At 74.1% G+C, this 24,278-nt stretch carries 21 protein-coding genes; 17 read left to right on the top strand and 4 right to left on the bottom strand.

Annotated features, from left to right (window positions below; all coding sequences use genetic code 11):
• Positions 1 to 367 precede the first annotated feature (367 nt).
• A complete protein-coding gene (locus ACFPZN_RS14750; protein ID WP_378282499.1) occupies positions 368 to 1,771 on the top strand; it encodes a hypothetical protein in 1,404 nt (467 codons plus the stop codon).
• Here the strand turns inward: ACFPZN_RS14750 and ACFPZN_RS14745 are convergent.
• Complete coding sequence (locus ACFPZN_RS14745) at positions 1,757 to 3,253, bottom strand: PucR family transcriptional regulator (RefSeq protein WP_378282498.1); 1,497 nt, start codon at positions 3,251 to 3,253, stop codon at positions 1,757 to 1,759. The two genes, ACFPZN_RS14750 and ACFPZN_RS14745, sit on opposite strands and share 15 nt — an antisense overlap.
• Positions 3,254 to 3,373: 120 nt before the next feature.
• On the opposite strand from ACFPZN_RS14745, the gene uraD reads away from it, so the two are divergent.
• Genes uraD through alc form a run of 8 tightly spaced genes read left to right on the top strand, consistent with a single transcriptional unit; the run spans position 3,374 to position 12,266 of the window.
• Positions 3,374 to 3,895, top strand: coding sequence for a 2-oxo-4-hydroxy-4-carboxy-5-ureidoimidazoline decarboxylase (uraD, locus tag ACFPZN_RS14740; RefSeq protein ID WP_378282497.1), 522 nt, complete (start codon positions 3,374 to 3,376; stop codon positions 3,893 to 3,895).
• Between the two features lie 4 nt (positions 3,896 to 3,899).
• The gene (pucL, locus tag ACFPZN_RS14735; RefSeq protein ID WP_378282496.1) at positions 3,900 to 4,775 is read left to right on the top strand and encodes a factor-independent urate hydroxylase; all 876 of its coding nucleotides are present in this window, start codon (positions 3,900 to 3,902) and stop codon (positions 4,773 to 4,775) included.
• 26 nt (positions 4,776 to 4,801) lie between these two features.
• The gene (locus tag ACFPZN_RS14730) at positions 4,802 to 5,680 is read left to right on the top strand and encodes an FAD binding domain-containing protein (protein WP_378282495.1); all 879 of its coding nucleotides are present in this window, start codon (positions 4,802 to 4,804) and stop codon (positions 5,678 to 5,680) included.
• Entirely contained in the window at positions 5,680 to 6,159 is a 480-nt protein-coding gene (locus tag ACFPZN_RS14725) for a (2Fe-2S)-binding protein (protein ID WP_378282494.1), read from the top strand. The genes ACFPZN_RS14730 and ACFPZN_RS14725 overlap by 1 nt, the downstream gene beginning before the upstream one ends.
• The gene (locus ACFPZN_RS14720; protein ID WP_378282493.1) at positions 6,156 to 7,529 is read left to right on the top strand and encodes an 8-oxoguanine deaminase; all 1,374 of its coding nucleotides are present in this window, start codon (positions 6,156 to 6,158) and stop codon (positions 7,527 to 7,529) included. Before ACFPZN_RS14725 ends, ACFPZN_RS14720 begins: the two co-directional genes overlap by 4 nt.
• Positions 7,529 to 9,844 (top strand): xanthine dehydrogenase subunit D, encoded by a 2,316-nt coding sequence (gene pucD / locus ACFPZN_RS14715; protein ID WP_378282492.1) that lies wholly within the window; start codon positions 7,529 to 7,531, stop codon positions 9,842 to 9,844. Before ACFPZN_RS14720 ends, pucD begins: the two co-directional genes overlap by 1 nt.
• A complete protein-coding gene (allB, locus tag ACFPZN_RS14710; protein ID WP_378282491.1) occupies positions 9,841 to 11,184 on the top strand; it encodes an allantoinase AllB in 1,344 nt (447 codons plus the stop codon). The genes pucD and allB overlap by 4 nt, the downstream gene beginning before the upstream one ends.
• Positions 11,181 to 12,266 (top strand): allantoicase, encoded by a 1,086-nt coding sequence (gene alc, locus ACFPZN_RS14705; protein WP_378282490.1) that lies wholly within the window; start codon positions 11,181 to 11,183, stop codon positions 12,264 to 12,266. The genes allB and alc overlap by 4 nt, the downstream gene beginning before the upstream one ends.
• Before the next feature lie 18 nt (positions 12,267 to 12,284).
• Here alc and ACFPZN_RS14700 read toward each other — a convergent pair whose 3' ends face one another.
• Positions 12,285 to 12,521 (bottom strand): DUF397 domain-containing protein, encoded by a 237-nt coding sequence (locus tag ACFPZN_RS14700; protein ID WP_378282489.1) that lies wholly within the window; start codon positions 12,519 to 12,521, stop codon positions 12,285 to 12,287.
• 135 nt (positions 12,522 to 12,656) lie between these two features.
• Here ACFPZN_RS14700 and ACFPZN_RS14695 point away from each other — a divergent pair, with 135 nt between their 5' ends.
• A complete protein-coding gene (locus ACFPZN_RS14695) occupies positions 12,657 to 13,259 on the top strand; it encodes an RNA polymerase sigma factor (protein ID WP_378282488.1) in 603 nt (200 codons plus the stop codon).
• Entirely contained in the window at positions 13,256 to 14,308 is a 1,053-nt protein-coding gene (locus ACFPZN_RS14690) for a CU044_5270 family protein (protein WP_378282487.1), read from the top strand. Before ACFPZN_RS14695 ends, ACFPZN_RS14690 begins: the two co-directional genes overlap by 4 nt.
• Positions 14,309 to 14,329: 21 nt before the next feature.
• On the opposite strand, the gene ACFPZN_RS14685 is transcribed toward ACFPZN_RS14690, so the two are convergent.
• Positions 14,330 to 14,926 (bottom strand): TetR family transcriptional regulator, encoded by a 597-nt coding sequence (locus tag ACFPZN_RS14685; protein ID WP_378282486.1) that lies wholly within the window; start codon positions 14,924 to 14,926, stop codon positions 14,330 to 14,332.
• Between the two features lie 267 nt (positions 14,927 to 15,193).
• Between ACFPZN_RS14685 and ACFPZN_RS14680 the strand changes: the two genes are divergently transcribed.
• From ACFPZN_RS14680 to ACFPZN_RS14660, 5 genes are read left to right on the top strand one after another with little or no spacing between them, the layout of a single operon-like run.
• Complete coding sequence (locus ACFPZN_RS14680; RefSeq protein ID WP_378282485.1) at positions 15,194 to 16,864, top strand: AMP-binding protein; 1,671 nt, start codon at positions 15,194 to 15,196, stop codon at positions 16,862 to 16,864.
• Complete coding sequence (locus ACFPZN_RS14675) at positions 16,865 to 17,971, top strand: acyl-CoA dehydrogenase family protein (RefSeq protein WP_378282484.1); 1,107 nt, start codon at positions 16,865 to 16,867, stop codon at positions 17,969 to 17,971. It begins immediately after the preceding gene.
• A gap of 1 nt (position 17,972) precedes the next feature.
• Positions 17,973 to 19,145 (top strand): acyl-CoA dehydrogenase family protein, encoded by a 1,173-nt coding sequence (locus ACFPZN_RS14670; RefSeq protein WP_378282483.1) that lies wholly within the window; start codon positions 17,973 to 17,975, stop codon positions 19,143 to 19,145.
• Positions 19,142 to 20,485, top strand: a complete 1,344-nt coding sequence (locus ACFPZN_RS14665; RefSeq protein ID WP_378282482.1) for an OB-fold domain-containing protein — start codon at positions 19,142 to 19,144, stop codon at positions 20,483 to 20,485. Before ACFPZN_RS14670 ends, ACFPZN_RS14665 begins: the two co-directional genes overlap by 4 nt.
• Positions 20,482 to 21,645, top strand: a complete 1,164-nt coding sequence (locus ACFPZN_RS14660) for a lipid-transfer protein (protein ID WP_378282481.1) — start codon at positions 20,482 to 20,484, stop codon at positions 21,643 to 21,645. Before ACFPZN_RS14665 ends, ACFPZN_RS14660 begins: the two co-directional genes overlap by 4 nt.
• Positions 21,646 to 21,660: 15 nt before the next feature.
• On the opposite strand, the gene ACFPZN_RS14655 is transcribed toward ACFPZN_RS14660, so the two are convergent.
• The gene (locus tag ACFPZN_RS14655; RefSeq protein ID WP_378282480.1) at positions 21,661 to 22,326 is read right to left on the bottom strand and encodes a TetR family transcriptional regulator; all 666 of its coding nucleotides are present in this window, start codon (positions 22,324 to 22,326) and stop codon (positions 21,661 to 21,663) included.
• Between the two features lie 190 nt (positions 22,327 to 22,516).
• Here ACFPZN_RS14655 and ACFPZN_RS14650 point away from each other — a divergent pair, with 190 nt between their 5' ends.
• A complete protein-coding gene (locus ACFPZN_RS14650; protein ID WP_378282479.1) occupies positions 22,517 to 24,142 on the top strand; it encodes an MFS transporter in 1,626 nt (541 codons plus the stop codon).
• The last annotated feature ends 136 nt before the right edge of the window (positions 24,143 to 24,278 follow it).

The following is a 24,278-nucleotide window of genomic DNA, read 5'->3' as shown; positions in this document are numbered from 1 at the left end:
CGAGAGCTGGTCCGATGTGGTCAACGTGGGGTCAAGACGCGATCCCTGCCGAGGTGGAAGGCCGCATTTTTCCGCCTTATCTAGAAAGAGCTGGCGGTCCGCTCCCGTGGCCTTCCGCCGATCGGAGCGATATTGAGGTGTTGTCGTCGGTAATGGCTTTGCGTGGCGCAGGTTCGGCGGATTCGTCGCCCTTGGTGCCCGCGAGACGGGAGACGGAAGCCGGCGGCCACGGGGCGGGCCCTCGGGCGGCTGCTCGCGGGGACCGGCACCGGGTACGGCGGGCCCCGGCTTCATCGGCGGAACCCGCGGGTGGGGGCGTGCGTCTGTAGCGGAGTTCTGGATGGCGATCTTGGTGTGGAGGGTTTCCATGGGTGACGCGGCGGTGCTCGATCCGGATCGGGTGGTCGAGGCCGCGGCCGATCTGCGCTCCGTGCTGCCCTCGGCGCGGCGGATGTTCGCGGAGAACCCGGCCGGCTGCCGGATGGTGATCGTCTTCGCGCTGCTCGGGCTGGTGCAGGCGCTGCGGGAGGGGAACCCCGGCGAGCGCGAGGCGGCGCTGCGGGAGATCGGCGCGGCGACGTCCGGGTACGAGGAGGACGAGGTCCTGCGCGGCGTGCCCGGGGAGATGCGCCCCTACCGGCTGCGGTCGCAGCGGCGGCTGGCGACGCTGCTGCGGGACGGCGGCGACCTGGACGGGGCGCTGGAGGCGGCGACGGCGGCCCGGGACGAGGCGCTGCTGATCGAGCCGGGACGGCACGGCCTCGGCCTGGACGAGGAGGCCGCGGTCTCCGAGGGGCTGCTCATCTCGGTGCTGGAGCGGGCGGGGCGTACCGAGGAGACGCTGGAGGCGGGCGAGCGGCTGGTGCGGTACGAGGAGGTGCTGACGGCGCGCGACCCCGGCCAGGGGGAGTTGGGGAACGCCTGCCTCGACCACGGGCTGCGGCTGCTGAGCGCGGGTCGTACTGAGGAAGGCGCGGGGCATCTGCGCCGTGCCGTGGAGGCGTACCGGGTGCAGACCGGTGATGAGGTGCGGTTCAACCTGGCGCTGGCGGCGGACCGGCTCGGGGTGACGCTGGCGAGAGGCGGCGAGCCCGAGGAGGGGCTGGCGTTCATGCGGGAGGCCGTGGCGGCGCAGCGGGCCATGGAGTCGCCTGGGCCGGACGAGATCGAGGCGCTGGCCTGGAGCCTGCGGAACATGGCCGTATGCCTGGGCGGTCTCGACCGAGACGACGACGCGGTGGAGTCCGGGCGGGAGTCGTTGGAGCAGTTCCGGCGGCTGGCCGGGCTGGATCCGCGGTGGTTCGACGAGGTCGTTTCCGGGGAGCGGTTGCAGGCGGAGTTCCTGGCCGCGGCGGGGCGCCTGGAGGAGGCGCTGGAGCTGGGCGAACGGTCGATCGCCGAGGAAGGGGAGCGGCTGGCGAAGGATCCGGGGCGCAGCCGGATGTCCCTGGCCGAGTCGCGGATCCGCCAGGGGCTGCGGCTGGAGCGCCTGGGGCGGCCGGACGAGGGCCACCTGAGCGGCGCGATGGAGATCTACCGGCAGGCCGTCGCGGCCGGTCCCGGTGATGGTCTGTACGACGATCTCGTCCGGACGGCCGGAAGGCAGGCGGTGTCCCTGGAAGGGGTGGCCGACCGCTATCGCGGGCGGCCCGAGTACGGGGAGCGCCTTGTGGAGGTGCTCGAAGTGCTGGAGAGGGCGCACGTCCTGGACGGCAACGAGGAGGACGCCGCCCGCGTGCGGGCCGAGAGGCTGTCGTCAGCGCAGGCGTAGGGCGAGGAAGAAGTCGACCCGGTCCTCCAGGCGGGAGAGGTCGCGGCCTGTGAGTTCCTCGATGCGCTGTATGCGGTAGCGGACCGAGTTGACGTGCAGGTGCAGCTGTTCGGCGCAGCGCGTCCAGGAGCCGGAGTGCTGGAGAAAGGTCTCCAGGGTGAGGACGAGGTCGGCTTTGTGCTCCTCGTCGTAGGTGAGGAGGGGGTCCAGCAGGCGCTCCTTGAACATCTGCCTGACGTCGTCGGGGACGCTGGCCAGCAGGAGTACGTGCGTGGCCAGTTCGTCGTGGCCGACCACGCACACCGGGTCGGTGCGGGCGGCGGCCAGGCGCCGCGCGTAGCGGGCCTCCTCCGTCGCGCCGCGCAGTTCTCCGGCGGCCACCGGTTTGCTCACGCCCACGGCGAGTCCGGCGAGTCCGGGGGCGAGGGCGGAGAGGGCGGTGCGCAGGGGGGCGGTCAGGTCGTCCCGGGCAGGGACCAGGGCGATGGCCTCCTCGCCAAGGAGACCTATGAGCGAGTGGTCGGGGAGGATCTCCGCCAGGACGGTGCGCAGTTCCCCTGGGCGAAGGTCGCCGTGTGCGGTGGCGGCCACGGCGGTGAACGGGACGTCCAGGTCCAGGCCGGTGAGCTTGAGGTGGGGCAGGATCTCGTCGTCGCGTGAGGCGACCACCCGGACCAGTTCCTGGGAGAGGCGGCCCTCGGTGCTGAGGCGGTCGTCCAGGCGGGCGCGTTCCAGGGCCACGATCGCGGCGAGCTCGTCGGTGAGGGCGCGGCGCTCGGCGGGCCATTCGGACCAGTCGCCCTCGCAGGCGATGAACCAGTCGGCCACCCGCGAGGTGGTCTCCTCGGCGACGGGGAGGAGCGTGATGTCGGGTCCGGCCTGGTGGCAGGGGAGCCGGTCCGCGGTGAGGAAGGCGCGGGCGAGGGCGGACGGGTCGGTGTCCAGGGGGTGCGGGCCCGCGACCAGGCGACCGGCCGGGGTGAGGACCCAGCAGCGCATGCCCAGGTCGCGGCCGACGAGCTCCAGCACCGGGTCCAGCCCGGTGCCGCGGGTCAGCCCGGCGACCAGGCGGCGGTGCCGGTCCAGGACGGCGCCGAGGTCGGCGGCGCGGGCGGTGGACAGCCGCCGCACGACCTGCTCGGTGATCGTGGCGAACGCCACGTCCTCGGGCACCTGGAACAGCGGGATGTCGTGCCGCTCGCAGGCCGCCGTCAGGTCGGCGGGGATGCGGCCGCGCTCGACGTCCCAGGCGGCCAGGCCGGACACGCCCGAGCGGGCCAAGGCGCGGACGAACACCTCGGAGTCGGCGGGCCCGGACCACCAGACCAGCCCGGTCAGGACCAGTTCGCCGCCGCTGAGGTAGCGGCCGGGGTCGAGCAGGTCGGTGGTGACGACCCAGCGGATCTCGCGGTCGAGGCCGTCCTCGCCCGTGACGGCGCGCAGCCGGAGGTCGGGCATGGCCAGCAGGGCTCGCAGTTTCATGGGGCCTCTCTTGGAGCAATGCACGAAAAGTACCCGTTCGGAGGAGGCGCGGTTCGGAGGTCCTGCGTCTCGACCGGCGCGGGGCGGGCTGTGTGTACTGCTGGTGGAGGGAGGGGGCCGGTGACCTTGGAGGAGTTCGACGCGCTCGCCGCGGCGGACGCGGAGGCCGCGCTGCTGGCGTGCTGCGCCTCGCGCCGCTGGGCGGCGGAGGTGGCGGGCGGGCGGCCGTTCGGCGACCCCGGGAGGCTGCGGTCGGCCGCGTCGGCGGCGCTGGACGGCCTGGAGTGGGCCGATGTCGAGGAGGCGCTGGCCGCGCATCCGCGGATCGGGGAGCGGGCGGCGGGCGCGGGCCGCGAGGCGTCCTGGTCCCGGCGCGAGCAGTCCGGGATGGACGCGGCCGGGCGAGAGGTGCGTGAGGCGCTGGCCGAGGGGAACCGGCGGTACGAGGAGCGCTTCGACCACGTCTTCCTGATCTGCGCGACGGGGCTCGGCGCGGCCGAGATGCTCGCGGCCCTGGAGGAGCGGCTCGGCAACGACGCCGCGGCCGAGCGGGTGATCGTGCGCCGGGAACTGGGCAGGATCATGCGGTTGCGGCTGGACGAACTGCTGGACGGCGCCGCCGCGCGCGGGACGGGGGGTTGATCGGGTGGCCATCGTGCTCGGGCCGAACCGGTACGGGAAGGCGGAGACCCGGGTCGTCCACGTGACCAGGGACGGCGATGTCCATCACCTCCGCGACCTCAACGTGGGGATCTCCCTGTCCGGCGACATGGACGAGGTCCACCTGACCGGCGACAACGCGGCGGTGCTGCCGACCGACTCGCAGAAGAACACCGTGTTCGCCTTCGCCCGGGAGCACGGGATCGGGGAGATCGAGGAGTTCGCGCTGCTGCTGGCCCGGCATTTCACCGCCGCGCAGCCCACGATCCGGCACGCCCGCGTCGAGATCGAGGAGTACTCCTGGTCGCGGATTCCCTCCGGGAGCGGGCACTCGTTCGTCCGGTCGGGGACGGAGGTCCGCACGGCGCTGGTGCACAGCGACGGGCCCGGCGGGGCCGAGTCGGTGGTGTCGGGGTTGAAGGACCTGGTGGTGCTCAATTCGACCGGGAGCGAGTTCCACGGCTTCATCCGGGACGAGTACACGACGCTCCAGCCGACCGACGACCGGGTCCTGGCCACGGAGGTGACCGCGCGCTGGCGCCACCGCGACCCCGGCCGCTCGGAGTACGGGGGCTCGTTCGCGGCGGCCCGCCGCTGCCTGCTGGAGGCGTTCGCCGGGACGCACAGCCTCTCGCTGCAGCAGACGCTGTACGCGATGGGACGCCGCGTCCTGGAGGAGCGGCCGGAGATCTGCGAGGTGCGGCTGACGATGCCCAACAAGCATCACTTCCTCGTCGATCTGGAACCGTTCGGGCTGGACAACGACAACGAGGTCTACTTCGCCGCCGACCGCCCGTACGGGCTGATCGAGGGCACCGTGCTGGACGACGCCGCCCCCGCCGTCCCGGCCGCGTGGACCTGAGACATTCTGGAGACAGGGGAATTCGGATGGACTTCCTGCGGCCCGCGTCCTGGGAGGACGCGCTCGCGGCGAGGGCGGAGCGGCCGGGCGCGCTGCCCGTCCAGGGCGGCACCGACGTGATGGTGGAGCTCAACTTCGCCGCGCGCCGCCCGGACGCGCTGCTGGACCTCACCCGGGTCGGCGGGCTGGCGGACTGGGACACGGCGCCGGACGGCCGGCTGCGGGTCGGCGCCGGCGTCACCTACGCGCGGCTGATCGACGGGCTGGGGGACCGGCTGCCCGGGCTCGCCCAGGCGTCCCGCACGGTCGGGTCGCCGCAGATCCGCAACCGCGGCACGGTCGGCGGCAACCTGGGCGCCGCCTCGCCCGCGGGCGACTCCCATCCGCCGCTGCTGGCCGCCGGAGCCGAGATCGAGGTGGAGTCGGCGGCGCGCGGCGTCCGGATGATCCCGGTCGAGGCGTTCTACGCCGGGGTGAAGCGCTCGGCGCTGGAGCCGGACGAGCTGATCCGCGCGTTCTGGACGGCCCCCGCGTCCGGCCCGCAGTACTTCTCCAAGATCGGGACGCGGAACGCGATGGTGATCGCGGTCTGCTCGTTCGCGATCGCGCTGCGCCCGGAGGAGCGCCGCGTCGGGACGGGCCTCGGCTCGGCGGCGCCCACCCCGCGCCGCGCCGCCGCCGCCGAGGAGTTCCTGAGCGCAGAGCTGGACTGGGACGGCGGCGCGCCCGTCTCCCCGGCCGCCGCGCGGCGCTTCGGCGAGCTGGTCAGGGGGGCCGCCTCGCCCATCGACGACGTGCGCGGCACCGCGGGCTACCGGGAGCACGCGCTGGCGGTCATGGCGCGGCGCACGCTCGCGTGGGCCTGGAACGAGCACACCGGAGCGGCGACCAGGGAGGCGTCCTGATGCGGGTGACGTTCACCGTCAACGGCTCGGAGGAGACCGTCGACGACGTGTGGGAGGGCGAGAGCCTGCTGTACGTGCTGCGCGAGCGGATGGGCCTGCCGGGTTCCAAGAACGCCTGCGAGCAGGGCGAGTGCGGGTCGTGCACGGTGTACCTGGACGGGGTGACGGCGTGCTCGTGCCTGGTGGCCGCCGGGCAGGTGGAGGGCCGTGAGGTCCGCACCGTCGAGGGCCTGGCCGGGCGCGAGGGGCAGGACGGGCTCGACCCCGTGCAGCGGGCGTTCGTGGACGCGGGCGCGGTGCAGTGCGGGTTCTGCACGCCGGGGCTGATCGTCCAGTCGCACGCCCTGATCGACCGGGTGCCGGACCCGTCCGACGCCGAGATCCGCGAGGCGCTCGCGGGGAACCTGTGCCGCTGCACCGGCTACGAGAAGATCCTGGACGCGGTGCGCCTCGCCGCGGAGCGGAGGAGGGGCGCATGAGCGTCGTCATCGAGAACGCCCATGTCGTCACCGTCTCCGGCGCGGAGCACCCGTCCGGGCACATCGTGGTCGACGGCGACCGGATCACCGCGCTCGGCCCTGGCTCCGCCCCCGCCGGCGCGGTGCCCGAGGGCGCGGAACGCGTCGACGCCGCGGGCCACCTCGCCACCCCCGGGCTGGTCAACACCCACCACCACCTCTACCAGTGGGCGAGCCAGGGCCTGGCCACCGACGGCACCCTTTTCGAGTGGCTGACCACGCTCTACAAGCCCTGGTCGAAGATGGACGCGGAGGTCGTCGCGGGCGCGGCGAGCGCCGGGCTGGGCTGGCTGGCCAAGTCGGGCTGCACCACCTCCACCGACCACCACTACGTGTTCCCGAAGGGGCGGGGCGACCTGTTCGCCGCCGAGATCGACGCCGCCGCCGAGCTGGGCATCCGGTTCCATCCGTGCCGGGGTTCCATGGACCGCGGGCAGTCGGAGGGCGGGCTGCCGCCCGACGAGGTGGTCGAGGACCTGGACACGATCCTGGCCGAGACCGAGGCGGCGATCGACCGCCACCACGACCCCTCGCCCGGCTCGATGCTGCGGGTGGCGGTGGCGCCGTGCTCGCCGTTCTCGGTCAGCCGGGAGCTGCTGGTGGAGTCGGCGCGGCTGGCTCGGGAGAAGGGCGTGCGGCTGCACACCCACCTCGCCGAGACGCTCGACGAGGAGGAGCACACCCGCGAGCAGTTCGGGACGACCCCGGCCGAGTACATGGACGATCTCGGCTGGCTCGGCGGCGATGTGTGGCTGGCGCACTGCGTCCACCTGCACGACTCCGACGTCAAGCGGCTGGCGGAGACCGGCACCGGCGTCGCGCACTGCCCCAGCTCCAACGCCCGGCTGGGCGCCGGGATCGCCCGGGTGGCGCATCTGCTGGAGGCGGGCGCGCCGGTCGGGCTGGGCGTGGACGGGGCCGCGTCGGCCGAGCTGGTCCCGCTGGCCGGGGAGGTCCGCCAGGCCATGTACATGCAGCGGGCCCGGTACGGCCCGTCCGCCCTGACCGCCCGCCAGGCGCTGGAGATCGCGACCCTGGGCGGCGCCCGCTGCCTGGGCCGCGCGGACGAGATCGGCTCGCTGGAGCCCGGCAAGCTCGCCGACATCGCGCTGTGGCGGCTGGACGGGCCGGGCGCCGAGTTCTACCCGGCCGTGGACGACCCGGTGGTCGCGTTCGCGTTCGGCCGGACGCCGCCGCTGGCCAGGCTGCTGGTCGGGGGCCGCACCGTGGTGGAGGACGACGCCCTGGTCACCGTCCCGCAGGACGAGGTGGGCCGCCGCGGCGCCGCCGCCCACCGCCGCCTCATGAAGCTCGCCGAAGAGGTGTTGTGATGACCATGGAGACGAGTGAGGCGGCGGTGACGGGGCTCGGCGGCGTGGGGGAGAGCGCGCGGCGGCCGGACGGCACCCTCAAGGTCTCGGGGGAGTTCGCCTACGCCTCCGACCTGTGGATGGACGGGATGCTCTGGGGCGCCACGCTCCGCAGCCCGCACCCCCGCGCGAGGATCCTGTCCATGGACGTCGGCCCGGCGCTGGCGACGCCAGGGGTGCACGCCGTCCTCACCCACGAGGACGTGCCCGGCAGGAAGCTGTACGGCCTGGGCGAGGTGCCCGACCAGCCCGTCCTGGCCGAGGGCGAGGTGCGGCACCAGGGCGAGCCGATCGCGCTCGTCGCCGCCGACCACCCCGAGATCGCCCGGAAGGCGCTGGGGCGGATCGCGATCGGGTGGGAGGTGCTGGAGCCGGTCACCGACCCGCGCGCAGTCGTCGCCGACCCCGAGCGGCACCGGGTGCAGCCGCGCGGCGGCGTCGTCCGCCACCAGCCGGTGCGGGTCGGCGACGTGGACCGCGCGAAGGCCACCGCCCCGGTGGTCGTCTCCGGCGAGTACGAGGTCGGCATCCAGGACCAGGCGTTCCTCGGCCCCGAGTCCGGGCTCGCGGTGCCCGCCGACGACGGCGGGGTCGACCTGTACGTCTCCACGCAGTGGCTGCACGGCGACCTGGAGCAGATCGTGCCCTGCCTGGGCCTGCCCGCGGAGAAGGTCAGGCTGACGCTGGCCGGGGTGGGCGGCGCGTTCGGCGGGCGCGAGGACCTGTCGATGCAGATCCACGCGGGCATGCTCGCGCTGCGCACCGGCCGGCCCGTGAAGATGTCCTACAACCGGCAGGAGTCGTTCTTCGGGCACGTGCACCGGCATCCCGCCCTGATGCGGTACGAGTACGGCGCCACCGTGGACGGGCGGCTGCTGTACGCCGACGTGGAGATCATCCTGGACGGCGGGGCGTACACCTCGTCCACCGGCGCCGTGGTCGGCAACGCGGCCTCGCTCGGCGTCGGCCCGTACGAGATCCCCGACATCCGTATCGAGGCGTACGGCGTCTACACCAACAACCCGCCGTGCGGCGCGATGCGCGGGTTCGGCGCCGTGCAGGCGTGCTTCGCCTACGAGTCGATGATGGACAGGGTCGCCGCGGCCTGCGGGATCGGCCCGCTGGAGGTGCGGCGGCGCAACGCGGTGGGCCAGGGGTCGAGGCTCGCCACCGGGCAGGTGATCGACTCCCCGGCGCCGATGGCGGAGATGCTCGACCGGCTGGAGGCCGTCCCGATGCCGCCGCCGCTGGACCCCTCCGACCTGCGCGACCTGCCCGGCGGCGCGTCCCAGACCACGCACGGCGAGGGCGTGGTGCGGGGCGTCGGCTACGGCATCGGGATCAAGAACATCTGCTTCTCCGAGGGCTTCGACGACCTGTCCACCGCCCGGGTCCGGCTGGAGGTGATCGGCGGCGAGCCGGCCGCGCTGGTGCACACCGCCGCCGCCGAGGTCGGGCAGGGGCTGGTGACGCTGCAGGCGCAGATCGCCCGCACCGAGCTGGGCGTGGAGAGGGTGACCGTGCAGCCCGCCGACGACCGGGTCGGCGACGCCGGGTCCAGCTCGGCCTCGCGCCAGTCGTACATGACCGGCGGCGCGGTGAAGGCGGCGTGCGAGGCGGTGCGGGAGCGGCTGCTCGCCCTGGCCGGACGCCGCCTCGACCGCACCTACGGGGACCTGACCCTGCTGGGCGGCAAGATCGTGTCGCGGTCGGCGGGCGTCGTCGCGTCCATCGAGGAGATCCTCGGGGAGGAGGCCGTCGAGGAGACCCGCGAGTTCCACCACCGGCCCACCGTGGCGATGGACCCGGTCACCGGGCAGGGCGCCAGCCACACCCAGCTCGCGCTGTGCGTGCACCGCGCGGTGGTGGACGTGGACGTGGAGCTGGGCCTGGTCAAGGTGGTGGAGCTGGCCGCCGTCCAGGACGTCGGGAAGATCATGAACCGGCAGGCGCTGGAGGGCCAGATCCACGGCGGCTCAGCCCAGGGTCTCGGGCTGGCGGTGATGGAGGAGATCGTGGTGTCGGGCGGGACGGTCCGGAACCCGTCGTTCACCGACTACCTGATCCCCACCATCCTCGACATGCCGCCGATGAGACTCGACATCCTGGAATATCCCGACCCGAACGCCCCCTACGGGCTGCGCGGCGCCGGGGAGCCGCCCACGCTCTCCTCGACGCCCGCGATCGTCGCGGCCGTGCGCGCCGCCACCGGCAGGCCGCTGACCCGCGTGCCGGTGCGCCCCGAGCACATCGTCCTCGGGGAGGCGGGCCGGTGACCCGGCACGACCTGGTGATCCGCTCCTCGCGGGTCGTGCTGCCCGGCGGGGAGCGCCCGGCGGCGGTGGCCGTCGACGGCGGCCGGATCGCCGCGGTCGGCGGCCGCGGCGACCGTCTGGAGGGCACCACCGAGGTCGACCTGGGCGCCGTCGCGCTGCTGCCCGGCCTGGTCGACACCCACGTCCACATCAACGAGCCGGGCCGCACCGAGTGGGAGGGCTTCGCCACCGCCACCCGCGCCGCCGCGGCCGGGGGCGTCACCACGCTGGTCGACATGCCGCTGAACTCCTTGCCGCCCACCACAGAGCCGCGGGCGCTGGAGGCCAAGCGGGACGCGGCGCGCGGACAGGTGCACGTGGACGTCGGGTTCTGGGGCGGCGCCGTGCCCGGCAACGTGCCGTCCGCCCTGCGCCCGCTGCACGAGGAGGGGGTCTTCGGGTTCAAGTGCTTCACCTCCGACTCGGGCGTCCCGGAGTTCCCGCCGCTCCCGTACGAGCGGATGCGGGAGGCGTTCGCCGAGATCGCCTCGTTCGGCGGCCTGGTCATCGTGCACGCCGAGGACCCGGCCGCCCTGGCGGAGCCCGGCGACGGCGGCTACCCGGCGTTCCTGGCCTCCCGGCCGCCCGGCGCCGAGCGCCGCGCGGTCGAGCAGGTCGTCCGGCTCGTCGAGGAGACCGGAGCGCGGGCCCACATCCTGCACCTGTCGTCCGCCACCTGCCTGGAGCCGCTCGCCGAGGCGCAGGCCCGGGGGCTCCCGGTGACCGCCGAGACCTGTCCCCACTACCTGACCCTGGCCGCGGAGGACGTACCGGCCCCGCACTCCACCGCCTTCAAGTGCTGCCCGCCCATCCGCGATGCCGCCAACCGCGAGGAACTGTGGCGCGGCCTGGACGGCGGCGTCATCTCCTGCGTCGTCACCGACCATTCCCCCTGCACGCCCGAGCTCAAGAAGGGCGACTTCGCGACGGCCTGGGGCGGCGTCTCGTCCCTCCAGCTCGGCCTGTCCGCCGTGTGGACCGCCGCAAGCGCGCGCGGGCACGGCCTCGCCGCAGTGGTCCGCTGGATGGCGGAGGGCCCCGCCGCCCTCGCGGGACTGGACGGACGCAAGGGGCGGATCGAGGCCGGGGCCGACGCCGACCTGGTGGCCTTCGACCCCGACGAGACGTTCGTGGTGGACCCAGCCGGGCTGCGGCACCGCCACCCCGTCACCCCCTACGGCGGGCTCGCGCTCACCGGGGCCGTCCAGACCGCCTGGCTGCGCGGGCAGGTCGTCGACCTCGACGGCCCGCCGCGCGGCGAGCTGCTGCGCCGCCCCGCCACCGAGAAGGGAGAGGCGTGAACGCCGCTGGTTTCGCCTCGCTGCCCGACCTGGCCGTTCGGACGCTCGGCGGCTCGGTCGTCGCCGCCAGCGACGAATCGTTCGCCGACAAGGAGAACCTCCTCAACCCGTGGGCGCCCGCCTTCCAGCCCCAAACGTTCGGCACCAAGGGGCAGGAGTACGACGGCTGGGAGACCGCGCGCCGCCGCCCCGGCGAGGACGGCGCACTGGGGCACGACTGGGCGATCGTCCGGCTCGGGCTGCCCGGCGTGATCCGCGGCGTCGTCATCGACACCGCCTGGTTCAAGGGCAACTTCCCGCCGTACGCGTCCGTGGAGGCGTGCGGTGTGGACGGCCACCCCTCGCCCGCCGAGCTCGCGGCCGCCGACTGGACGGAGATCGTGCCGCCGAGCCCGCTCGGGGGCGACGCCGCGCACGCCTTCGAGGCCGGCGCGGCCCGGCGCTTCACCCACGTCCGGCTCAACATCTTCCCCGACGGCGGCGTCGCCCGGCTGCGCGTGCACGGCGACGTCGTCCCCGACCCCCGGCTGCTGGCGGGGCTGACCGTCGACCTGGCGGCGCTGGAGAACGGCGCGCGGGTGATCGGCTGCTCCGACATGTTCTACTCCGTGCCGGACAACATGCTGTTCCCCGGCACGGCCCGCAACCAGGCCGAGGGCTGGGAGACCGCGCGCCGCCGCGGCCCCGGCAACGACTGGGCGATCATCAGGCTGGCCGCTCCCGGCGTCGTCCGGCTCGCCGAGTTCGACACCACGCACCTGAAGTTCAACGCGCCCGGCCACGTGTCGCTGTCGGGGATCGACGCCCGCACCGGTGACCTCGACGACCCCGGCGCCTGGCGCGAACTGCTCGGGCGCACCCGCGTCCAGCCCGACGGGCGGCACCGCGTCCGCCTCGACACCGCCCCGGACGCCCCGCGCGAGATCACCCACGCGCGCCTGGACATCCACCCGGACGGCGGCCTCACCCGGCTCCGCCTCCTCGGCGACCTGACCGCCGCCGGCGAGCGCCTCCTCACCGACCGCTGGAACGAGCTCACGCCGGCCGGAACGGGGCACCGGGCCCCGCCCCGGCCGGCGTGAGACCGGACCGCCCGCCGCTCAGCCGCCGGCGGGCGGCTCCTCCTCGAGCAGATCGTCGAACTCGCCGTCCTTGACGCCCGCGACGAAGGCGTCCCACTCGGCCTCGGTGAAGTACAGGATCGGGCCGTCGGAGTTCTTGGCGTCGCGCATGACGACCGCCCGCTCCCCGAAGTCCTTGTGCTTCACGGGCACGTCCTTGCCGTCGATGAACTCGATGATGACGCCGTCACTGAGTACCGGCTGCTGCTCGCTCACTGCGCACCCTTTTCCGTCCTGGCACCTGCTTGGCACTCAAGGCTAGTCCGGGCCGCGAACGCCGCGGCGCTCATCGGCGAAGGAGGGATGACCGTCCACCACCGAAAGGCGCACGATGACGCGAATGAGGCCCTCGTGGCAGCGTTGACACGCCTCCCTGACACCCCCGGACGCCGGGACACCGATGCCGCGATCATCGGCCGGTCGCGGCACGAGCCCGAGCTGTTCGCCGCCCTCTTCGACCGCTACCACGCCGCGATCCACGGGTACGCGGCGCGCCGCCTCGGCCCGGCCCTCGCCGACGACGTCGCCGCCGAGACCTTCCTGATCGCCTTCGACCGGCGCGGGGGATACGACCTCGACCGGTCCGACGCGCGGCCCTGGCTGTACGGGATCGCGTCCAACCTGATCGCCCGCCGCCACCGGGCGGAGGTCCGCCAGTACCGGGCGCTGGCCCGGGCCGGGACGGACGAGGTGGCCGAGGGCCACGCCGACCGGGTCGCGGTCCGGATCGACGCGCAGGCCGCCCGGGGCCCGCTCGCCGCCGCGCTGGCCGCGCTCGCCGACGGCGACCGGGACGTGCTGCTGCTGGTCGCCTGGGCGGAACTGACCGTCCAGGAGGCGGCCGAGGCGCTCGGCATCCCGGCGGGCACCGCCCGGTCGCGGCTGCACCGGACCCGCAAGAGGATCCGCGCCGCGCTCGGCGCCACCGCCCACGGAGAGGACAGCGACCGATGAACGACCTCGACGACCTGGAGACCCTGCGCGCCGCCTGGGCCGGAACCGAGCCGCCCTCCGACGAAGCCCGCGCGACGGCCCGAGCGGCCCTCCTCGAACGCGCCGCCGCGGACGCTCCCTCGGCTCCAAGGACCCGGCGCGGGTTCCGCCTGCCCCGGCTGGGCGTACGGCTGGTCGCGGTCGCGGCGCTGGCCGCCGCCATCGCGACCGGCGTGACCGTCCTGCAGAGCTGGGGCGGCGACCGTGCCGTGGTCCCCGGCGTCCCGCCCGCGCCCGCCGCGAGCGCGGCGGAGGCCCTCGACCGTGCCGCCACCGCCGCCGAGCGCCGGCCGTTCACGACGCCCCGTCCGGACCAGTGGGTCTACACGCGCTACAAGAACGTGAAGGTGAAAGAGCGCTGGCCCCTGACCGACTCTGCGGGGAACGATTTCAGCAGCCGCATCGTCGAGGAGCAGTGGGCGCGTGCGGACGGCAGGCGGTCGGCCTACCGCGACGGAGGAAAGCTGCACTTCGTCAACGAGGAGAGGCGCCCGCAGGATGTGTGGCCTCCGTCGGACTACGCGGTGCTGGCCGCGCTGCCGACCGACCCCGATGAGCTACTTGCCCTGGTCTACCGGCACGTCCCGCCCGTGGAGGAGCCACATAGCCGGCCGGGCGTCCGCCTCCTCGGATGCCCACCCGACCCGCGGTCACTCCGGGACGATTACGCGTTCAACGACCTCTTGAGAATGCTGGGGAACGGCATGCCCCCACCGAAGGTGGAGGCCGCGATCTACCGCGCGATGAAGAAGACCCCTGGCGTCCTCGTCACCAAGCACCTGGGCCCCGGCGACGACCAGGCGGAGGTCGGCCTGGGGCGCCACGTCAGCGGGTGGCAGTTCAACGAGGTGCTGTTCGACGCCCGGACCTACCGCTACGTCGGCCAGCGGTCCACCGCGGTCAAGGACCGCCGCGAGGTCATGAAGGCATGCGGAGCCCTCTCCGGCGGCGGGCTCAACATGCGGGTGGTCGGCAGCGGGGTCGTCGACAAGGCGGGGCAGCGCCCCTGAGACCCGGCCCTGAGGTCCCGGTCAGAAGTCGGTGAGGAGGCGGCCCGCGATCGTCTCCAGCCGGACCTGGATCTGCTCCATGGTGGCGTGGCCGCGCAGCATCTCGATCATCTCCATGGTCCAGACGCTGGACAGCGCCCGCGCCACCACGCGGCGCGAGTCGCCCTCGGGCACCTCGGTGCCCGGCCCGGCGGCGGCGCGCAGCAGCATCCCGGTCATCCGGTCGCCGAAGTCGGTCTTGACGTCCGACAGCAGCAGCGAGCGGATCAGCGCCTCGGCCAGCTCGGGCTCGCGCATCAGCCCGCGGGTGGCGCGCATCAGCACCTCCACCGCGCGCAGGGCCGGGCTCTCGGTGCGCGGCGGGCGGCGCTCGATGCTGCCCTCCAGCAGGTCGAGCTCCTCGCTGACCACGGCCACGACCAGGTCCATCTTGGACGGGAAGTAGCGGTAGAGGGTGCCCAGCGCGACCCCGGCGCGCTCGGCGACCGTGCGCATCTGCATCGCCTCGACCCCGCCGCGGGAGGCCAGCGCGGCGGCGGCCTGCACGATGCGCTTGCGCCGCTGGTGCTGGCTGCGCGAGCGCACGCCCTGCTCGGTCGCCGTCGGCTCTGCGGTCACGGTCGTGTTCCCTTCCCCGGGCGAGCGCGCGTACCGCGCTCAGAAGTGGCCCTCGCCCTAGCCTACCGCGCGAGCAAGAACGTGTTATCTGATAGCCCCCTGCCGGCGGGCGGTGAAAGCGTTTCCGGGCAGTCAGTCAACCCTGACATGCGTGGGGAACCAGGGATCTGCCAGGGGTGATCTTAGCTCTGGACACTGACTAGAATCTGTTCTAGTTTTGCGGCCGACGGCAAGGGTCGCGGACGGCGGTCCGGGAGGTGGGGCGCGGTGACGGTGGCGGAACTGCTGCGGGCCCGCGCGGACGACGACCGGCCGGGGCTGCGCTGCGCCGACGACGGCCGGTCCTGGACCTGGCGGGAGGTCGTCGCCGAGTGCGAGGACCGGGCCCTGCGGCTGGCCGCCCGGGCCCGTCCCGACCGCCCGGCGCACGTGGGCGTGCTGCTCGACAACGTCCCCGAGATGGTCTTCCTGCTGGGCGGCGCGGCGCTGTCGGGGGCGGTCCTGGTCGCCCTGAACCCGACCCGGAGCGCCGCCGAGCTCGCCGGGGACGCCGGCCGCGCCGACTGCGACCTGATCGTCACGCAGGCCCGGCACGCGGACCTGGCCGCCGCCGTCGCGGCGGCCGCGACGCACGCGCCGCTCCCGGTGCTCCCCATCGAGAACGCGTCCTACCGCGCGGACCCGCCGCCCCCGCCGACCGCCGCCGCGCCGCCCGGCCCGCCGGACGACGGGACGCTGCTGATGCTGATCTTCACCTCGGGCACGTCCGGACGCCCCCGCGCGGTCCGCGTCACCCACCGCAAGGTGACCGTCCCGGGCGAGAACCTCGCCGGGCGGTTGCTCGGACCCGGCGACGCGGTCTACTGCCCGATGCCGCTGTTCCACTCCGGCGCGGTCATGGCGGCCTACGCGCCCGCGCTCGCCGCCGGCGCCGAGCTGGTGCTGCGCTCCCGGTTCTCCGCCTCCGGGCTGCTGCCGGACGTCCGCGCGCACGGCTGCACCTACCTGCACTACGTCGGCAAGGCGCTGTCGTACGCGCTGGCCACCCCCGAGACCCCCGCCGACCGCGACAACCCGCTGCGGGTCGCGTTCGGGAACGAGGCGGCGCCGCGCGAGCAGCGGGCCTTCGCCGAGCGGTTCGGCTGCGCGGTCGTCGACGCCTACGGCTCCACCGAGACCGCGATCTCGCTCAGCCCCGACCCCGCCGGCCCGCCCGGCTCGCTCGGCCGCCTCGCCGAGGGGGTCAAGGTGCTCGATCCCGAGACCGGCCGCGAGTGCCCGCCCGCCCGCCTCGACGCGTCCGGGCGCCTGCTCAACGGCGAGGAGGCCATCGGCGAGCTGGTCAACACCCGGGGCCTGGGCCTCTTCGACGGCTACTACAACGAGGACGCCCCCGACCGGCTCCGCGACGGGATGTTCTGGAGCGGCGACCACGCCTACGCCGACGCGAACGGTCACGTCTACTTCGCCGGACGGTCCGCCGACCGGATCCGCGTGGACGGCGAGAACTTCGGCGCCGCCCAGGTCGAGCGGGTCCTCGCCGACCTGCCCGGCGCGCGGCGGCTCGCGGTGTACGGGGTGCCGGACGCGGCCTCCGGCGACCAAGTGATGCTCGCCCTCGTCCTGGACACCGCCGCCGGCCCCTTCGACCCCGAGGCGTTCGCCGCCTACCTCCGGGGCCGCGCGGACCTGGGCCCCAAGTGGCCGCCCCGCTACGTCCGGGTCGCGCCGGAGCTGCCCGCCACCGCCTCCAACAAGATCCTCAAACGGTCCCTGGTCCGGGACGGATGGGGCACCGGCGACCCGGTGTGGTGGCGTCCCGGCCGCGACCTCGGCTACCGCCCGATGACCCCGGACGACAAGGCCCGCCTCCGCGCCGAGTTCGAGCGGCGCGGCCGGCTGCACCTGCTGCACGACCTCCTGGAAGGGAGTGGATGAGTGGACTTCAACCTCGACGAGACCCGGCAGGAGCTGCGTGGCTTCGCCACCGGCCTGCTCGGGCGGGAGGCGTCCCGGGAACGGCTGGAGGCGTTCGAGAAGACCGGCGCCGCCTATGACGACGCGCTCTGGAAGGCTCTCGGCCAGGCCGGGCTGCTGGGCGTCTGCCTGCCCGAGGAGGTCGGCGGGGCGGGACTGGGCGCGATCGAGCTGACCGTGGTGCTGCGGGAGATCGGCGCGCACGCCGCGCCCGTCCCGGCGTACGCGTCGCTGGCGCTGGCCGCCGCCCCGGTCGCCGCGCACGGCACCGCGGAGCAGAAGGCCCTGCTCGCGCCACTGAACGACGGCGAGGCGGTCTTCACCGGCGCCTACCGCGAGGTCGGCCCGGCCGGGACGGTCGCGGCGACCGCGCGGCGCGACGGCGACGGGTACGTGCTGGACGGCGTGAAGACGTTCGTCCCGTACGCGGCCGAGGCGTCCCGCATCCTCGTCCCCGCCCGCGTGGACGGCGCCGGCATCGGAGTGTTCCTGGTCGAGCCGTCGGCGGTGGAGCTCACCCCGCAGCCGTCGGCGACCACCGAGCCGCTCTCCCGCATCGCGCTGGGCGGCGTGCGGGTGGACGCGGACGCGCTCCTCGGCGGCACCGCCGACGGCGCGGCCTGGCGCACCTTCCGCCGGTCGGCGGTCGCCGGGGCGGTGGCGCTGTCGTCCGGCGCGATCGAGGCGGCGCTGAACCTCACCACCGAGTACGTCAAGACCCGCGAGCAGTTCGAGCGCCCGCTGGCGCAGTTCCAGGCCGTGACCATGCAGATCGGCGACGTCTACATCGCCAAGCGGGCCCTGGACGTGGCGGTCTGGGCGGGCGCCTGGCGGCTCGCCGAGGGCGCGGAGGACGCCGACGAGGTCCTCGCCATCGCGTCGTACAACGCCTGCGACCCGGTGGTGAAGGCGCTCTACACCTGCCAGCACCTGCACGGCGGGATCGGGCTGGACGTGACCTACCCGCTGCACCGCCACTTCGCCTGGGCCAAGCAGGCCGGGCACCTGCTCGGCGGCGCCGAGGACCAGCTCGACACCCTCGGTGTCCTGATCTCCCAGGAGGCGTGAGTTGTTCATCGATCTGACCGCCGAGCAGAAGAGGCTCCGCGCCGAGCTGCGCGAGTACTTCCGGAACTGCCTGGACGCCGGGCAGCGCGCCGCGATCGCCGGCGACCCGTTCGGCGCCGCGTACATGGAGCACTGCAAGCGGCTCGGCGCGGACGGCATGCTCGGCGTCGCGCTGCCCAAGGAGTACGGCGGCCGCGGCTACGGCCCGATGGAGCAGCAGATCTTCGCCAACGAGATCGCGCGCGCCGAGGTGCCCTACCCGATCATCACGCTGAACTCGGTCGCGCCGACGATCCTGCAGTACGGCTCCGACGCGCACAAGGAGTTCTTCCTGCCCCGGATCCTGGCGGGGGAGTGCCACTTCGCGATCGGCTACAGCGAGCCGGGCGCCGGCACCGACCTGGCCTCGCTGCGCACCAGCGCGGTCCGCGACGGCGACCACTACGTCGTCAACGGCCAGAAGATCTTCACCTCCGGGGGGCACTTCTCCGACTACGTCTGGCTGGCCGCGCGCACCGACCCCGGCGCCAAGAAGCACAAGGGCATCTCGATGCTCATCGTCGACTGCGAGGACCCGGGGTACTCCTGGACGCCGATCGTCACCATGGACGGCCGCCACCACACCAACGCCACCTACTACCAGGACGTGCGGGTGCCGGTGGACATGCTGGTCGGCGAGGAGAACAAGGGCTGGGACCTGATCGTCAACCAGCTCAACCACGAGCGGGTCACGCTCGGCCCGGCGGGCAACATCGGGCACACCTACGACCGGTTCGAGCGGTGGGCCCGTACCGCCAGGGGCCGCGACGGCAGGCCGCTGACCGAGGAGCCGGCGGTGCGCCGCGCGGTCGCGCAGGTGTACGGCTACCTGCGCGTCAACGAGTTCCTGAACTGGCAGGTCGCGGCCAACCAGGACCTGGGCTGGCTGGGCGCCCCGGACGCCTCCGCCACCAAGATCTACGGCTCGGAGCGGATGCAGGACGTGGGCCGGATCGTCGGGGACGTCCTGGCCCGGTTCGGCGACCCCGGCGACCCGGCGACCGCCGAGTTCATGGACCGGCTCGACCACGGCGTCAAGGGCGCGATGGTGCTCACCTTCGGCGGCGGCGTCAACGAGATCCAGCGCGAGCTGATCGCGATGATCGGCCTCGGCCTGCCCCGGGCGCCGCGGTGACGGGCACCACCGGTGAGCCGGGGGAGGACGCCGGCGTCCACGCGCGGCTGACCGCGCTGGCGGCGGAGCTGGCCGCGGCCGGTGAACGGCCCTCGCCGCCCTGCGCCGACCCGGTCAACGAGCCGATGATCCGCAACTGGACGCAGGCGCTCGGCGACCCGGACCCGGCCTGGCACGAGGGCGGGCTCGCGCCCCCCGCCATGATCCAGGTCTGGTCGATGCCCGGGCTGCGCGCCCCGGGCGGTGGCAAGGGCGGCTCGGCCGGGGACCGCGTGCTGCGCCTGCTGGACGAGTCGGGCTTCTCGGGCGTCGTCGCCACCAACTGCGAGCAGACCTACGACCGCTACCTGCGGCACGGCGAGCGGCTGCGCTCCACCATGCGGTTCGGCGGCCTCGACGGGCCGAAGCGGACCGCGATGGGGGAGGGCTACTTCGTCACCTGGCACCAGACCTGGTACGACGAGCGCGACCGGCGCGTGGCGGAGATGCTGTTCCGGGTCCTGAAGTTCAAGCCGCGCAAGCGGGCGGCCGGGCGCGCTCCCGCCAAGGGCGGCACGTACCCCTTCCAGCCCGCGGTCGGGCCGGACACCGCGTTCTTCTGGGACGGCGTCAAGGCCGGCGAGCTGCGTATCCAGCGCTGCGCCGACTGCGGCGCCCTGCGCCACCCGCCCGGCCCGATGTGCCCGTCCTGCCACTCGGTGAAGCGGGACTTCGTCGTGGCGAGCGGGCGCGGCGAGGTGCACAGCTACGTCGTCCACCACCATCCGCCGGTGCCCGGCCGCACGCCGCCGTACGTCGTCGCGGTCGTGGACCTGGAGGAGGGCGTCCGGATCGTCGGCAACGTCAACGGCTGCCCGCCGGAGGACGTGGCGATCGGCATGCCGGTCAAGCTCGCCTTCGAGCGCATGGACGACGAGCTCGTCCTGCCGCAGTGGATCCCCGCCGCCTCGGCCGAGGTCGTGCCGGACGAGGACGGGCCGGAGGGGCCGCCGCCGGTCCTGGAGATCCCGCTGACCCCCACGTTCGTGATCGCGACGGCGCTGGCGACCCGCGACTTCACCCCCGTCCACCACGACACCGCGCTGGCCCGCGCCCAGGGGACCAAGGACATCTTCGTCAACATCCTCACCACCATGGGCCTGGTGCAGCGCGCGGCGCTGGAGGCAGCGCCCGGCGCCGCGCTGGAGCGCGTCCAGGTCAGGCTGGGCGCGCCCGCCTACGCCGGGGACACCCTGCGCCTGTACGCCGAGCGCGCGGACGCGGCCACGGTGCGCGTGCGCGGCGCGGTGTCCCTGGGCGACCACGTCACCGCCACCGTCACGATCAAGGAGGGTGAGTGACTCTCTCCGGCAAGACCGCGATCGCCGGGATCGGCGCCACCGAGTTCTCCAAGGAGTCGGGCCGCTCGGAGCTCCAGCTCGCGGCCGAGGCGTGCCTGGACGCGCTGCGCGACGCGGGCCTGGCCCCCGCCGACGTCGACGGCCTGGTCACCTTCGCCGCCGACGCCAACTCCGAAATCGCCGTCCAGCGCGAGCTGGGCATCGCCGGCCTGCGGTTCTTCTCCCGCGTCGACTACGGCGGCGGCGCCGCGTGCGGGACCGTCGCGCACGCCGCGATGGCCGTGGCGACCGGGCAGGCCGACGTGGTGGTGTGCTACCGGGCGTTCAACGAGCGGTCCGGGCACCGGTTCGGGCAGGCCACCGCGTCCGGCCGGGCCGACTCGACCGGGCTGGAGTTCTCCTGGCACCTGCCGTACGGGTTCGCGACCCCGGCGGCCTGGGTGGCGATGCACGCCCGCCGCTACATGCACGAGTACGGCGCCACCAGCGAGGACTTCGGCCGGGTCGCGGTCGCGATGCGCCGGCACGCCGCCACCAACCCGCGGGCGTGGTTCCACGGCCGTCCGATCACGCTGGAGGAGCACCAGGAGTCCCGCTGGATCGTGGACCCGCTGCACCTGCTGGACTGCTGCCAGGAGTCCGACGGCGGCGTGGCGATCGTGGTGACCTCCGCCGAGCGCGCCCGCGACCTGCCCCGCCCGCCCGTGCTGATCAACGCGGCGGCGCAGGGCACCGGCCCGGACCAGATGATGATGTTCGGCTACTACGGCGGCGACCTGGCGGCGCTGCCCGCGATGGGCAACGTCGGCGCCGACCTGTGGCGCCGCTCGGGCCTGACGCCCGCCGACGTGCAGACCGCGATCCTGTACGACCACTTCACGCCGTTCGTCCTGGTGCAGCTGGAGGAGCTGGGCTTCTGCGGGCGCGGCGAGGCGGCCGGCTTCGTCCGGGACGGCGGGATCGAGCTCGGCGGCCGGCTGCCGGTCAACCCCAACGGCGGCCAGCTCGGCGAGGCCTACATCCACGGCATGAACGGGATCGCCGAGGGGGTCCGGCAGGTGCGCGGCACCTCGGTCAACCAGGTCCCGGACGTGCGGAACGTCCTGGTCACCGCCGGGACCGGCGTCCCCACCAGCGGGCTGGTCCTGGGCGCGGCCTGACCCCGCCCGCGCCGGTCAGCGTTCCGTGGGGTAGTTGACGCCCTCCTCCAGGAGCTGGAACGCGGCGTCCGCCGCCTCCGAGAGGGTGCTGTAGCCCAGGGTGCCCGTGGCGACGGCCTCGGCGGCGGCGTGGAAGGCGGCGATGACCGTGGAGGCGACCACGTGCGGGCGCAGGTCGCCGGCCGGGTCGACGCCCATCCGGTCCGCGATCGCGCGGGTGATCAGGACCTGCTTCTTCTGCGCGTGCTCCAGGCTGCCGGCCAGCAGGGTGTCGCTGTCGGCGGTCAGCGTCATCATGCACTCGAAGCGGTCGGCGCTGAAGCCCAGCTCGCCGCGCTCGCAGGCGACCGCGATGCCCACCACGGCGCGGCGCACCGCCGTCATGATCGGTTCGTCGGCGGGCCGGTCGTTCAGCGCCGCGAGCATGGCGGCGTGCTGCTCCTCCTGGAACGTGAGGGCCACGTCCTCCTTGGAGGCGAAGTAGCGGAAGAAGGTCCGCGACGACACGTCCACCGCGTCGGCGATCTCCTCCACGGTGGTGGCGTCGAAGCCCTTCTCGGCGAAGAGCCGGAACGCGGCGTCGACCAGCGCCTTCCGGGTGCGCTGCTTCTTGCGTTCGCGCCGCCCCGCGGGGTGGGTGCCGGGACCCGCGGGGTGGGCCTCGGGGACGGTCGCGGTCATGGGCGAAGTGTAACCAGCGGGCGACCCGCTGCCAATCGCCGTCCGGTGTCGATTGGCAGAACGTGAAGCATGTCTCTCAATGACTCTCGCCAGTTGACGACAACTGTCATGCCATGACACTTTTGCTCCGTACGAGCCGTACGAGCCGTACGACTTCCCGTCGCCTTCGTCCGTCCTTGGAGGACGTTCCATGTCGCAACCGCCCGGGGCCGGCGTCGCCGTGCCCGGCCCCCCGCTCCACCACGACACGCCACCGGTCCGGCCCGCACGCCGCGGCGGCCGGGCCGGCCACGGCCATCCCTGGCTCACCCTCCTCGCCGTGGCGCTCGGCGTGATGATGGTCGGCCTGGACGCCACCGTCGTGTCCATCGCCAACCCCGCCATCGCCCGCGACCTCGGCGCCGACCTGTCCGGCCTGCAGTGGGTGACCAACGCCTACCTGCTCACCATCGCGGTCACGCTGATCCCGGCCGGCAAGATCGCCGACCGGTTCGGCCGGCGCCGCACCTTCCTCGCGGGGGTGGTCGGCTTCGCCGTCTCCTCGGTGCTGATCGGCCTGTCCGGCGGGCTCGGCGCGGTGATCTTCTGGCGGGTGGTGCAGGGCTTCGCGGGGGCGCTCCTGCAGCCGGCCAGCCTGGCCATCCTGCGCAACACCTTCCCGGCCGAACGGCTCAACACCGCCATCGGCGTCTGGGGCGGCACCGTCGGCGTGTCCATCGCGGGCGGCCCCATCGTCGCCGGGCTCCTGGTCGAGAACGTCACCTGGGAGTCGGTCTTCTTCCTCAACGCCCCGCTCGGCCTGATCGCGCTGGCCGTCGGCCTGTGGGTGATCCGCGAGTCCCGGGACGAGGAGGCCGCCGGATCGTTCGACCTGCCCGGCGTCGTGCTGCTCAGCGGCGGGCTGTTCGCCCTGGTCTGGGGGCTCATCAAGGCGGGCGAGGACGGCTTCGGCGACACCGTCCCGCTGGTCTCCTTCGGCGCCGCCGTCGTGCTGGGCGCGCTCTTCGTCCTCAACGAGCTGCGCGCCGAGCGCCCGCTGCTCCCGATGAGCCTGTTCCGCTCGGTGTCCCTCTCGGCGGCGACCGGGCTGATCGTGCTCGGCTTCTTCACCATGTTCGGGACGATCTTCTTCCTGACCCTCTACCTCCAGCAGGTGCACGGCATGAGCCCGGTGGACGCGGGCGTGCGGCTGCTGCCGATGACCGCCATGTTCATCGTCGCCTCACCCCTCGCGGGCGTCCTGACCAGCCGGTTCGGCCCCCGGGCGCCGCTGTCGCTGGGAATGGCCTTCACCGCCGCCGCGATGTTCGGCCTCTCCCGGGTCGGGGCGGAGGCGCCCTACGCCCAGCTGTGGCCGTGGTTCGTGCTGGTCGGGCTGGCGTTCGGGTTCGTGATGGTCGGCGGCACCGAGGCCATCGTCGGCAACGCCCCGCCGCAGCTCGCGGGCGTCGCGGGCGGCCTCCAGCAGACGGCGGCGCAGGTCGGCGGCGTGCTCGGCACCGCCGTCCTCGGCACGATCCTGTCCACCCGCGTCGGTGACGTCCTCGTCGGCCGCCTCACCGAGGCCGGGGTCCCGGCGTCGTCCGCCGGGCAGCTCCAGGGGGCGGGCGGCCTGGTCTCCCAGGGGGTGGCGCCCGTACCACCGGGGACGCCCGCGCCCGCGGCCGAGGCGATCACCACCGGCAGCCATCTGGCGTTCATGGACGGCTTCCAGTCGGCGCTGTCCGTGGCGGGCGCGGTCGCCCTGGTCGCGATCCTGGCCGCCCTGCTCGTCCGCCGGGGGCAGTCCCCGGTCGAGGGCGCCGCCGCCCTCTGACGCGCCGTCGTCCGACCCTGCCGCGTCCGGCCCGTGTTACCGGGGAGGCAGCGAAACACTCCTGGGGCGTCATAGACTGCCGCGCGATCGGAGGTCGCAGGCCGCGTAGGAGGGTCTTGACCTCCTCCCCCTCGTG

The organism is Actinomadura rugatobispora, assembly GCF_042656285.1.
Taxonomy (GTDB): domain Bacteria; phylum Actinomycetota; class Actinomycetes; order Streptosporangiales; family Streptosporangiaceae; genus Spirillospora; species Spirillospora rugatobispora.
Note: the sequence above shows the minus strand (reverse complement) of the source record. Positions and strands in the feature narration are given on the sequence as shown.

Excerpts from the sequence above, each read along its gene's own strand:
- ACFPZN_RS14690 (WP_378282487.1), top strand. The coding sequence starts at position 13,256 with ATGAACGACCTCGACGACCTGGAGACCCTGCGCGCCGCCTGGGCCGGA.
- ACFPZN_RS14730 (WP_378282495.1), top strand. The coding sequence starts at position 4,802 with ATGGACTTCCTGCGGCCCGCGTCCTGGGAGGACGCGCTCGCGGCGAGG.
- pucD (WP_378282492.1), top strand. The coding sequence starts at position 7,529 with ATGACCATGGAGACGAGTGAGGCGGCGGTGACGGGGCTCGGCGGCGTG.
- ACFPZN_RS14745 (WP_378282498.1), bottom strand. The coding sequence starts at position 3,253 with ATGAAACTGCGAGCCCTGCTGGCCATGCCCGACCTCCGGCTGCGCGCC.
- ACFPZN_RS14750 (WP_378282499.1), top strand. The coding sequence starts at position 368 with ATGGGTGACGCGGCGGTGCTCGATCCGGATCGGGTGGTCGAGGCCGCG.
- ACFPZN_RS14725 (WP_378282494.1), top strand. The coding sequence starts at position 5,680 with ATGCGGGTGACGTTCACCGTCAACGGCTCGGAGGAGACCGTCGACGAC.
- ACFPZN_RS14655 (WP_378282480.1), bottom strand. The coding sequence starts at position 22,326 with ATGACCGCGACCGTCCCCGAGGCCCACCCCGCGGGTCCCGGCACCCAC.
- ACFPZN_RS14650 (WP_378282479.1), top strand. The coding sequence starts at position 22,517 with ATGTCGCAACCGCCCGGGGCCGGCGTCGCCGTGCCCGGCCCCCCGCTC.
- ACFPZN_RS14720 (WP_378282493.1), top strand. The coding sequence starts at position 6,156 with ATGAGCGTCGTCATCGAGAACGCCCATGTCGTCACCGTCTCCGGCGCG.